This is a genomic window from Micromonospora echinofusca (assembly GCF_017614955.1).
In the GTDB taxonomy this organism is placed as follows: domain Bacteria; phylum Actinomycetota; class Actinomycetes; order Mycobacteriales; family Micromonosporaceae; genus Micromonospora; species Micromonospora echinofusca_A.
The window spans coordinates 1-10,003 of record NZ_WVUH01000270.1 but is presented as its reverse complement, the minus strand read 5'-3'; the positions used below and the strand labels follow the sequence as shown (position 1 = coordinate 10,003).

Annotated in this window: 11 protein-coding genes; 7 read left to right on the top strand and 4 right to left on the bottom strand. The window is 71.4% G+C overall.

The annotated features are described in order from the left end of the window. Both obgE and GSF22_RS24800 read left to right on the top strand, forming a co-directional pair. Window positions 1-1,139 (top strand): GTPase ObgE (gene obgE, locus GSF22_RS24805; protein ID WP_208816143.1); only part of this gene is annotated, 1,139 nt, incomplete at its 5' end. 45 nt (window positions 1,140-1,184) lie between these two features. Next, the gene (locus GSF22_RS24800) at window positions 1,185-1,634 is read left to right on the top strand and encodes a GNAT family N-acetyltransferase (RefSeq protein WP_208816142.1); all 450 of its coding nucleotides are present in this window, start codon (window positions 1,185-1,187) and stop codon (window positions 1,632-1,634) included. A gap of 97 nt (window positions 1,635-1,731) precedes the next feature. Here GSF22_RS24800 and trpS read toward each other — a convergent pair whose 3' ends face one another. The 3 genes from trpS to GSF22_RS24785 all read right to left on the bottom strand — a co-directional run bounded on the left by trpS (window position 1,732) and on the right by GSF22_RS24785 (window position 4,190). Next, on the bottom strand, window positions 1,732-2,727 hold the full coding sequence (gene trpS, locus GSF22_RS24795) for a tryptophan--tRNA ligase (protein WP_208816141.1): 996 nt from the start codon (window positions 2,725-2,727) through the stop codon (window positions 1,732-1,734). 173 nt (window positions 2,728-2,900) lie between these two features. Beyond that, window positions 2,901-3,560: a DUF6766 family protein gene (locus tag GSF22_RS24790; RefSeq protein WP_208816140.1), complete on the bottom strand. Its 660-nt coding sequence runs from the start codon at window positions 3,558-3,560 to the stop codon at window positions 2,901-2,903. A 141-nt stretch (window positions 3,561-3,701) separates the two neighbouring features. Next, complete coding sequence (locus tag GSF22_RS24785) at window positions 3,702-4,190, bottom strand: DUF4383 domain-containing protein (protein ID WP_208816139.1); 489 nt, start codon at window positions 4,188-4,190, stop codon at window positions 3,702-3,704. Window positions 4,191-4,430: 240 nt separating this feature from the next. On the opposite strand from GSF22_RS24785, the gene GSF22_RS24780 reads away from it, so the two are divergent. From GSF22_RS24780 to GSF22_RS24760, 5 genes are all read left to right on the top strand, one after another. Then, window positions 4,431-5,237, top strand: a complete 807-nt coding sequence (locus tag GSF22_RS24780) for a hypothetical protein (protein ID WP_244454057.1) — start codon at window positions 4,431-4,433, stop codon at window positions 5,235-5,237. Then, window positions 5,234-5,686 carry a phage holin family protein gene (locus GSF22_RS24775; RefSeq protein ID WP_208816138.1) on the top strand — a complete coding sequence of 151 codons (453 nt, stop codon included), beginning with the start codon at window positions 5,234-5,236 and terminating at the stop codon, window positions 5,684-5,686. The genes GSF22_RS24780 and GSF22_RS24775 overlap by 4 nt, the downstream gene beginning before the upstream one ends. Further along, complete coding sequence (locus tag GSF22_RS24770) at window positions 5,683-6,324, top strand: DUF3618 domain-containing protein (protein ID WP_208816137.1); 642 nt, start codon at window positions 5,683-5,685, stop codon at window positions 6,322-6,324. The genes GSF22_RS24775 and GSF22_RS24770 overlap by 4 nt, the downstream gene beginning before the upstream one ends. A 211-nt stretch (window positions 6,325-6,535) precedes the next feature. Continuing rightward, complete coding sequence (locus GSF22_RS24765) at window positions 6,536-7,744, top strand: hypothetical protein (RefSeq protein ID WP_208816136.1); 1,209 nt, start codon at window positions 6,536-6,538, stop codon at window positions 7,742-7,744. Next, a complete protein-coding gene (locus tag GSF22_RS24760) occupies window positions 7,737-8,288 on the top strand; it encodes a hemerythrin domain-containing protein (RefSeq protein ID WP_208816135.1) in 552 nt (183 codons plus the stop codon). Before GSF22_RS24765 ends, GSF22_RS24760 begins: the two co-directional genes overlap by 8 nt. A gap of 215 nt (window positions 8,289-8,503) precedes the next feature. On the opposite strand, the gene GSF22_RS24755 is transcribed toward GSF22_RS24760, so the two are convergent. Continuing rightward, a complete protein-coding gene (locus GSF22_RS24755; RefSeq protein WP_208816134.1) occupies window positions 8,504-9,751 on the bottom strand; it encodes a cytochrome P450 in 1,248 nt (415 codons plus the stop codon). Window positions 9,752-10,003: the final 252 nt, after the last annotated feature.

The following is a 10,003-nucleotide window of genomic DNA, read 5'->3' as shown; positions in this document are numbered from 1 at the left end:
GGCGGGGTAACGCCGCACTGGCCAACGCCCGGCGCAAGGCGCCCGGCTTCGCCGAGCTGGGCGAGCCCGGCGACCACCTGGACGTGGTACTGGAACTCAAGAGCGTGGCCGACGTCGGGCTGGTGGGTTTCCCGTCGGCTGGCAAGTCGTCGCTGATCTCCGTGCTCTCCGCCGCCAAACCCAAGATCGCCGACTATCCGTTCACCACCCTGGTACCCAACCTCGGCGTGGTCCGGGTCGACAACCACACCTTCACCGTCGCCGACGTACCCGGGCTGATCCCGGGCGCGGCCCAGGGCAGAGGGCTCGGGCTGGAGTTCCTCCGGCACATCGAGCGGTGCGCCGTGCTGGTGCACGTGGTCGACTCGGCGACCCTGGAACCGGGTCGGGACCCGCTCGCCGACATCGACGCGATCGAGGCCGAGTTGTCGGAGTACGGCGGCCTCACCGACCGTCCCCGGCTGGTGGTACTCAACAAGATCGACGTGCCGGACGGCCGGGACCTCGCCGAGATCGTCCGGCCCGACCTGGAGGAACGCGGCTTCCGCGTGTTCGAGGTGTCCGCAGCGACCCGGGAGGGGCTGCGGGAGTTCACCTACGCCCTCGCCGAGCTGGTCGAGCAGGCCAGGGCGGCGGCACCGACCCCGGAACCGACCCGGATCGTGATCCGGCCGACCGCCGTGGACGACGCCGGCTTCACCATCGAGACCGCAGCCGACGGCGCGTACGTGGTGCGCGGCCAACGGCCGGAGCGCTGGGTGCGGCAGACCAACTTCGACAACGACGAGGCGGTCGGGTACCTGGCCGACCGGCTGGCCCGCCTGGGCGTCGAGGAGAAACTGGCCAAGGCCGGTGCCGAACCGGGCAGTCTGGTGCGCATCGGGGAACGCGAGTTCGACTGGCAGCCCACCCTGTACGCCGGGGTGGACTTCACCCCGGGTAACCGGGGCACCGACTTCCGGCTGGAGGAGAAGTCGAGCCGCGCCTCGGCGGCCGAGCGGCTGGCGGCCCGCAAGGCGCGCCGGCAGCGGCCCGCCGACGAGCTCCCGTCGGCGGACGTGGCGGTGGCGGACGAGTCGGGCGAGTCGGAACCGTACGAGGACGAGCCGGCCGGTCGGCTGACCGGCCGCCAGGGGTAACCGGCGGGAAACCTGGCGGACATCGCCCGGAGCTAGCGTGACGACGTGCTGATCGCGTCCTGCCCCGCCACCGACCCCGAACTGCTGTCCATGATCGACGCGCAGCAGCGTGAGCTGCGCGAAGCGGACGGGGGACTGGACGGGCAGGTGACCGTGACGCATCAGGACATCCGGTACCTGGTCGTCGTGGTCGACGGGCGGCCGGTCGCCTGCGGCGGGTTGCAGGCGCTCGACCCCGGCACCGGCGAGGTGAAGCGGATGTACGTCCGACCCACCCACCGGGGGCGGGGAATCGGCCGGCACCTGCTCGTCGCGCTGGAGGAACTGGCCTTCCAGGCCGGGCACACCCGGGTCTGCCTGGAGACCGGCACGTACCTGCCGGCGGCGATCGCCCTCTACCGCTCCTGCGGGTACGCCGAGATCCCGGTCTACGGCGAGTACGTCGACAACCCGTACAGCGTCTGCTTCGCCAAGTGGCTCCCGGTGGCCGCCTGAGCTGACCGTCGGTCGCCGCCGGTACCCGGGGATGCCCCGGGTACCGGCGGTGATGTCTCGCCGTCCGGGCCGGCTCGCGGCGGGCCGGCTGTCTTCTTCAAGCGAGCCCGAGGACGGTGCGGACCCGGTCCACCGTCCCGGCGGTGCGTGCCCGGGCCGTCACCGCGCCCTCGGCGAGGATCTCCCGCACCTGCTCCGGGGCGGCGGCCAGTTCGGCGTACCGCTGCTGCACCGGCTCGACCAGGCCGATGACCGCGTCGGCGGTGGCCTGCTTCAGCTCGCCGTACGAGGAGAACGTCTCCGCCAGGTGGTCCGGTGTACCGCCGGTGCAGGCGGCCAGGATCTCCAGCAGGTTGGCCACTCCGGGGCGTCGGACCGGGTCGTACCCGACGGTCCGGCCGGAGTCGGTGACCGCCCGCAGCAGTTTGCGCCGGATCACCCGAGGTGGGTCGAGCAGCAGGATACTGCCGGCCTCGCCCGCTGCGGACTTGCTCATCTTCCGGGTCGGTTCGGTCAGGTCCATCACCCGGGTGGCGACCTGCTGGCGTACTGCCCGGGGCACCGTGAAGGTCGGACCGTACCGGGCGTTGAACCGGACGGCCAGGTCCCGGGCCAGCTCCAGGTGCTGGGTCTGGTCGTCGCCGACCGGCACCTCGTCCGCGTCGTGCAGCAGGATGTCGGCCGCCATCAGGACCGGGTAGGTCAACAGGCTCAGGCGTACCTGCTGCTGGGCGGCGGACTTCTCCTTGAACTGGATCATCCGGTGTGCCTCGCCGTACCCGGTGACACATTCGAGCAGGTAGTGCAGTTCGGTGTGCTGGGGCACCTGCGACTGGACGTAGAGCAGGGCCCGCCGCGGGTCGAGACCGGCGGCGAGCAGCAGGGTGGCCTGTTCCAGGGTGCGGGCCCGGAGTTGCCCGGGATCGTGCTCGATGGTGAGCGCGTGCAGGTCGCTGAGGAAGACGACGGTGTCGGACCGGTCCTGCCCGTCGACGACCGGTCGGACGGCGCCGAGCAGATTGCCCAGGTGCAGACGACCGGACGGGGTGAACCCGGTCAGCCGCCGGAGGCTCCGGAGGGTCGTGGTGGTCATCGCTGGCTCCTTCTGGATCGAGCCGACCACCCCCGGCGGGGCGCAACGTGCAACGGCCGCCCCGGGAGGGGCGGCCGTTTCTGGTCGTGGGTGCGCGGATAGCGGGCCGCCCGTCAGGGCGCCCACCAGCACTGCCTGGTCGTCGTCCGCACCCGGCCAGCCTACACCGGCAGTCAGCCGCCGGTCATCGCATGCGGCGCGGTGACCGGCTTGGACTCGGGCGACCCGTGCTGGCGCAGGACGATGCTCAACAGGATGAGCGCCCCCACGGCGAGGAACTCGCTCTGCCAGTTCTGCATCGACTGGAACCAGAACTCGCTGGTGCGCAGGAAATCCCAGGCGCTGACCGGGGCGGCGCCGCTCTGCAACGCCTGCTCCCGGTTGTACTCGGCGGTACCGCCGAGCAGGTGGCCGACGAACGAGCCGGCGAAGATCAGGAAGAGGGCGAGGGAGAGGCTGTTGCGGTAGAGCACCAGCGGCAGGCCGCCGGTGTGCACCGGCCGGGGGGAGTCGGGGCGGGCCTGTTCCCGGTAGTCCTCGGGCCGGTCGTGCTGCCCCTCCGGCTTGGACTCCGAGGAGCCGTGCTGTACCAGGTACGAGGTCAGCAGAACGTAACCGGCCATCTGGAGGAATTCGGATTCCCAGTTCTCGAAGACCGACTCGATGAAATGGCCACTGGTGAGGTAGCCGAGATATTCGAGAGGTGGACTGCCGTACTCGCGCAGTTCGTCGTTGTGCGCGTGCCAACCGAAGATGCTGTGCAGCACGAGAAATACCAGGAAGGCGCTCAGCATCGTGATCGAGAGCGCATTCTCCTTCATCCACCGGGGCATGCGTACCCCTCCTCAGAAACGGTCAGGTCTGCGTCTCTCCGATGCCCTGATCGATCGGTGCGCAAACGTTCCACGGGACGGAACGGCAGGTCGGGAGGGGCGGGGTGCCGGGCACCGCCGGCAGGGGCGACCGGTCCGGCATCAGGGCGCGGGGTTGTCCAACTGCCGGGCGTCGGCGTTCGCCCGGGGGGAGAGCAGCAGGCCGAGGATGAGCATCCCGAGACCGAGCCCCAGGTGCAGCCAGTTGTCGGCCCCGTTGACCGGGATGAAGTTGGCGGCGCTGGCATGGTCGATGACCAGCCCGTACAGCCAGAGGGCCAGGTAGACCGCACCGCCGCCGGCCAGGTAGATCCGGGAGCCGACGACACTGCGGGACAGCACCAGGCCGGCCAGGCCGAACAGCAGGTGCACCACGTTGTGCAGCACGGACACCTGGAAGACGCCCAGGAGCTTCGCCCCGGATCCGTGCCCGGCGAAGCTGAGGTCCCCGTAGCCGGTCGTCACTCCGGGTACGAAGCCGAGCAGCCCGACCAGGACGAAGGTCGCCGCCACGATGGCGGCGGCCCGTTGGATGCGGCTGCCGACGCGGCCCGGCCGGCTGCGTCGCCGACCCGTCACCTCACGTGTCATCTGCTCGCCTCTCGGTGACACATCGATATTGCCGGGACACGACCGTCGCTCGTTTTTTCTCCGGTACGGAGCGGACGAAACGGCGACCCACCAACTTGTACCGGTGACGCTGGACCCTCGCACGACATTCACGAATTTGGCATGGAGCCGGGCCGTGGGGGTAGCAGAAAACCCGGCCGGGCAATGACCGGCCGCCCCCCAGGAACCGCAGATGCAGTAGTTCAGAGCGGAAGGGATCTCATGACCAGCCATCTTTCGAACACGCCGCCCCCGACCGGTCAGCCGTACCCCAACGGTCAGTATTCTCCCGCCGGTACCCCGTCGAAGCGTGAGGCGGCGCGCGAGGTCGGCCAGCACGCCGCGCAGGCCGGCGGTGACGTGGCCCAGACCGCCAGGGAACAGGGCCGCGAGGTGGTCACCGAGGCCACCCGACAGGCCCGCAACCTCTACGGGGAGGCCCGCGACCAGCTCACCACGCAGGCCGGCACCCAGCAGCGGCGCGCCGCCGGTGGCCTGCGCTCGCTGGCCGACGAGATGCGGACCATGGCCGAGCAGGGCGGTCAGACCGGGCCGGTCAGTGAGCTGGCCCGACAGGCCGCCGACCGGGTGCACGGGGTCGCCGGTTGGCTGGAGGAGCGGGAGCCGGGCGACCTGGTCGCCGAGGTGCGCGACTACGCCCGCCGCAATCCGGGTACCTTCCTCGTCGGCGCCGCAGTGCTCGGGGTGCTGGCCGGCCGGCTGACCCGCAACGTCGCCGCCGCCGGTGACGGCGGCCAGCAGCCGCTCTCCACCGGTACCGCCGGGTTCTCCTCGGCCGAGACCGTGCCGCTCGCCGGCTACGCCGACCAGCGGGCCTACGCCGAGGAGTACGCGTACGCCGACGAGCGGACGGCCGTGCTGCCCCCGGCGACGCCGGTGCCGCCGGCCGGTGGTGTGCTGCCGCCGTCGCCCCCGGTGCCGCCGAACGGGACCACCCCCGGTGGGCTGCCGCCGGCCACCCGGACCGACCCGCTGCCCGGGGTGCCGTCGAGCGGGGTGCAGCGATGACCGTGCCCACCCAGGGGCCCGGACTCGCCAACGGCTACCGGCCCGACTCCGCCCCCGAGGTGACCCGGCAGTCCCTCGGCGACCTGATGCGGCACGTCACCGAGGACCTGTCCACGCTGATGCGCCAGGAGATCGAGCTGGCCAAGGCCGAGTTGCGCCAGGAGGGGAGCAAGGCGGGCAGGGCCGCCGGCTTCTTCGGCGGTGCCGGCTTCGGCGGGTACATGGTCCTGCTCTTCCTCTCCCTCGCCCTCTGGGGCGGCCTGTCCAACGTGATGGATTCCGGCTGGGCGGCGTTGATCGTGGCGGTCGTCTGGGTCGTCGTCGCCGCAGTGCTGTACGCCAAGGGCAAGTCGCAGGCCGCGCGGGTACGCGGCCTCACGAAGACCACCGAGACGATGCACCGGATTCCGGAGGCGCTGAAGCCGGACCGGGAAGGAGTGACCCGATGAGCACCGACCCCGAGCAGATCCGGCGGGAGATCGAGCAGACCCGCAACAACCTGAGCCACGACGTGGACGCGCTGGCGTACAAGGTCAGCCCGAGCCGCATCGTCGACGACCGCAAGCAGCGCGCCCAGGGCGCGGTACGGAAAGTGAGGGACAGGGTGATGGGAACCGCGTCGGATCTCGGGGACGCCACCGGCTCGGCCGCGTCGTCGCTGTCGCACCGGGCCTCGTCGGCGGCGCACTCGGCGTCGTCAGCTGCGCACTCGGCCGCGTCGAGCGTCGGCGAGGCCGCCCACCAGGCCCCCGCGAAGCTGCGGGCGAAGTCCGAGGGCAACCCGCTGGCCGCCGGCCTGATCGCGTTCGGTGTGGGCTGGCTCGCCTCGTCGCTGCTGCCCGCCACCGACCGGGAACAGCGGGTCGCCGGGCAGCTCCGGGAGAAGGCGGGCGAGCACAGCGGCGCGGTGAAGGAGAAGCTCGCCGAGGTCGCCCACGAGGTGAAGGAGGAACTGCGCGAGCCGGCCCAGCAGGCCACCGAGTCGGTCCGGGCCACCGCCGGCGAGGCGGTGCAGGCCGTCCGGGACGACGGGCGCGCGGCGGCGCACGACGTCCGCGACCACGCGCGTGAACAGGTGCGTTCCTGACGGTCACGGACTGTCCGTACCGGGGCGTCGACCCGGTCGACGTCGGTGGACGACCTCGCGACCCGCGACCACCCGGCCAGGTGCCGGCGTGGTCGCGGGTCGCGGTTTTTGCCCGGGTACGGGGTTTTAGGGCCAAAAAACGGTGATCATCTGGTTTCGTGACCGGAAGCGGGGTACGACCTTGATACGCCCCGTAGCGAAGGGAAGTCAGATGTTCAATCCGCTCGACCATCAGGGGATTCCGTTGGAGCGTCAGCTCCGGAACTGGCGGGAACTCGACGTCGACCCGATCGACCCGCTCGCCGCCGACCCGTACACCCGGTGCCGGATCATCGCGCTGAACGGCATCGAGGTGGAGGCGATCCTGTTCAGCCACCACTTCGCCCGTACCTGCACCGACCCCGAGGTCAAGCGGCAGCTCGCCGAGATCCGGTACATCGAGGCCCAGCAGCAGCGGGTGGTGAACTGGCTGCTCCCCGGGGTGCCGAGCGCGCTGGAGACCACCATCGCGTACGAGCAGGTCGCCGTCGACCTGACCTCGTGGGTGGCCCGGATGGAGCCGGACCCCTACCTCCAGCAGGCGTACGAGTTCGGCGTACTGGAGGACTTCGACCACCTGTACCGGTACGCCAACCTGTTCGAGCTGATCGAACGGCGTCGGGCCGCGAAGGTGGTCGACGACCTGACCGAGGTGATGCCCGGGCGGCCCACCAAGGCGCACCACCGGCACCCGGTGGACAACGTCCGCGACCCGTACGACCGGACCACCGTCGACCCGCTGTCCAAGCTGCACGCCCTGACGATCATGGCCGCCGAGCAGCAGACCATGAACTTCTACATGAACGTCGGCCCGCAGTACATGGAACCCATCGCCCGCCAGCTCTACCAGGAGATCGGGCTGATCGAGGAGGAGCACGTCACCCACTACGAGTCCCTGGTCGACCCCGGGGAGACCTGGTGGGAGCGGCTGGTCAACCACGAGTACAACGAGTGCTACCTCTACTACTCGTTCATGACTCAGGAGAGCGACCCGAAGGTCCGGGCGATCTGGGAACTGCACCTGAACATGGAGGTCGAGCAGCTCCGTATCGCCTGCGACCTGATGCGCCGGCACGACGGGCGGGAACCCGCCGACATCCTCGCGCCGGCCCTGCCGGAACCGGTGCGCTTCGAACCCAACAAGGAGTTCCTGCGCAACCTGCTGGCCACCCAGATCGACCTGACCACCCTCGGTGCCGGGTACGTGCGGGAGGCCCACGAACGCTTCGAACGGATGCAGCAGCAACTGCACGGCGGGGAGGCGCCGGCCAGCGAGCGGGTGATCGACGAGCACCGGGCGAAGTTCGGTGACGAGTACCGGATCGAGACCGCCGGGCCGCACCCGGTGACCGCACTGCGGGGGGAGAAGCAGCATGCCTGACCAGGAGGATGTCGTCGATCTGCTGCTCGCCCAGCACGCCCGGATCGAGGAACTGTTCGCCGCCGTGCTGGCCGGCACCGGCGAGGCGCGGCGGGAGTCGTTCCACGAGCTGGTCCGGTTGCTGGCGGTACACGAGACCGCCGAGGAGGAGATCGTCCACCCGCTGGCCCGGCGCAGCATCGACGCCGGTGACGACGTGGTGGAGGCCCGCCTGGCCGAGGAGCGGGCGGCCAAGGAACTTCTCGCCGAACTGCACGACATCGGCCCGGACGCGCCGAGCTTCGACAGCCGGATCGTCGTCCTGCGCGACGCCGTCCTGGCGCACGCCACCTACGAGGAACGGTACGAGTTCCCGCAGCTCCGGCACAGCGTGGACGCGGACCGGCTGCGGGGCGCCGCCCGGGCGGTACGAGCCGCCGAGGCGGTGGCCCCGACCCGTCCGCATCCCGGGGTGGAGTCGGCGTCGGCGAACCTGCTGGCCGGGCCGGCGGTGGCGGTCTTCGACCGGCTGCGGGACGCGGCCCGGGACGCGATGCGGCACTGAGCGCGGTGTGTGGCGGTGGTCCCGGGCGCGGTGTGTGGCGGTGGTCCCGGGCGCGGTGTGTGGCGGTGGTCCCGGGCGCGGTGTGTGGCGGTGGTCCCGGGCGCGGTGTGTGGCGGTGGTCCCGGGCGTCGTGCCCGGCGCTGGTTTGCGCGCCGGAAGCGTTAGAAAGGGCCCCTTCCTCTACCGAAAGCGTTAAGAAGGGGCCCTTCCTTCGGTCAGTTGGCTGTACGGATTCCGGTCAGCACGAGTCCGCTCGCCGGTCCGGTGGGTACCCGCCGCAGGTCCACGGTCAGGTCCTGCGGTGGGACCTCGTACCGCATGCCCGTGGTGAGCTGGCGCAGAGCCGTTTCCATCAGCGCGATGGTGACCCACTCACCGGCGCACCGGTGGCCGGTGACATGGTCACCACCGCCCTGGGGGACCAGGCTGAACGCGTCCGGGGTCACCCCGGCGAACCGTTCCGGCCGGAACCGTTCGGGGTCGGACCAGAGCCCACCGTGGTGGTCGGTGCCGTACAGGTCGAGCAGGACCCGTCGACCCCGGGGAAAGTGATGGCCCCGCCAGTCGAAGGAGCGGCGGACCTTCGCCACGGCGGCCGGGAAGAACGGGTAGTAGCGGCGTACCTCCTGGACGAACTGTCGGGCGGCGTCCTCGTCGGCGCGTACCCGGTCGACCCACTCCGGGTGCTCGCGCAGGGCGAGAGCGGTGAACGTGACGTACCGGTCGATGGCCACCGTGGGGCGGAGGACGTTGAGCACCTCGACGGCGGCGATCCGGGAACTGAGCGGGCGTCCGTTCGCATCGAGGTGCTCGGCGACCACCCGCAGGGCGCAGCCCGCCGGCACCGGCAGCGCCCCGGAACGGACCCGGGTCACCAGCTCCGCGATCCGGTGCTCGGCCCGCCGGCGGGCCAGTCGACCACGCCAGTACCCCGGCCCGACCCTGGCCCCCGATTCGACCATCGCCCGCAACTCCCGGTAGCGGCGCCGGACCGCCGACTCCGGCAGCGGTACGCCCGCCCATCCGTGTACCGCCCGGGTGAGCAGCCCGCCCACCTCGTCGTGCAGCACGATCCGGCCCCGGCGCTGCCAGTCGGGCAGCCGATCCTGCCACGCCCCGGCGAAGAGCCGGGTCAGGTCCCCGATCCCGGCCGGGGTCATCAGAGACAGGAACATCCCCTTGCGCCGCCGGTGTGCCGAGCCGTCGAGCCCCTGCACACCGCCCACCCCGGTGAGGGTCCGTTGGAGTCGTCCCGGGGCTGCCCCGTGGCGCTGGAACCGGTCGTCGTCGTAGAAGAGTTCGGCTGCGGCCCGTCCCCGTAGACAGATGGTGGGCCGGAGCAGCAGCCGGGCCTGGAAGATGTCGCTGTCGTACCGTTCGCACCGTTCACCGATGAACCGGTAGCCCTCCCGGGCGAAGTTCAGGGTGCTCTCCGGACTGGGGTCACGGGGCGTGGTGGCCATGGTCTCTCCTGTTGCTCCCGGGCTGCGCCAGCGGCCGGCTCCTCTGGCGGAAGTACCCCGGGTCGGGGTACTGAACCCCGCCGGATGCCGGGACGGCCGATCCGGGCGCCGCCGGATGCCGGCACGGCCGATCCGGGCGCCGCCCCGGCGCCGACGTCCCGGGCCAGCGTCGTCCTCCGACGTCGCCACCCCGGTGCGGGTCGTCGGTGGCCCGGAGCCAGCCGGGGTGGCGCTGGCCCACCCCGCTGGCCC

Coding starts and splice junctions, on each gene's coding strand:
- trpS (WP_208816141.1), bottom strand. CDS start 2,727: ATGACCACCACGACCCTCCGGAGCCTCCGGCGGCTGACCGGGTTCACC.
- GSF22_RS24790 (WP_208816140.1), bottom strand. CDS start 3,560: ATGCCCCGGTGGATGAAGGAGAATGCGCTCTCGATCACGATGCTGAGC.
- GSF22_RS24785 (WP_208816139.1), bottom strand. CDS start 4,190: ATGACACGTGAGGTGACGGGTCGGCGACGCAGCCGGCCGGGCCGCGTC.
- GSF22_RS24780 (WP_244454057.1), top strand. CDS start 4,431: ATGACCAGCCATCTTTCGAACACGCCGCCCCCGACCGGTCAGCCGTAC.
- GSF22_RS24775 (WP_208816138.1), top strand. CDS start 5,234: ATGACCGTGCCCACCCAGGGGCCCGGACTCGCCAACGGCTACCGGCCC.
- GSF22_RS24770 (WP_208816137.1), top strand. CDS start 5,683: ATGAGCACCGACCCCGAGCAGATCCGGCGGGAGATCGAGCAGACCCGC.
- GSF22_RS24765 (WP_208816136.1), top strand. CDS start 6,536: ATGTTCAATCCGCTCGACCATCAGGGGATTCCGTTGGAGCGTCAGCTC.
- GSF22_RS24760 (WP_208816135.1), top strand. CDS start 7,737: ATGCCTGACCAGGAGGATGTCGTCGATCTGCTGCTCGCCCAGCACGCC.
- GSF22_RS24755 (WP_208816134.1), bottom strand. CDS start 9,751: ATGGCCACCACGCCCCGTGACCCCAGTCCGGAGAGCACCCTGAACTTC.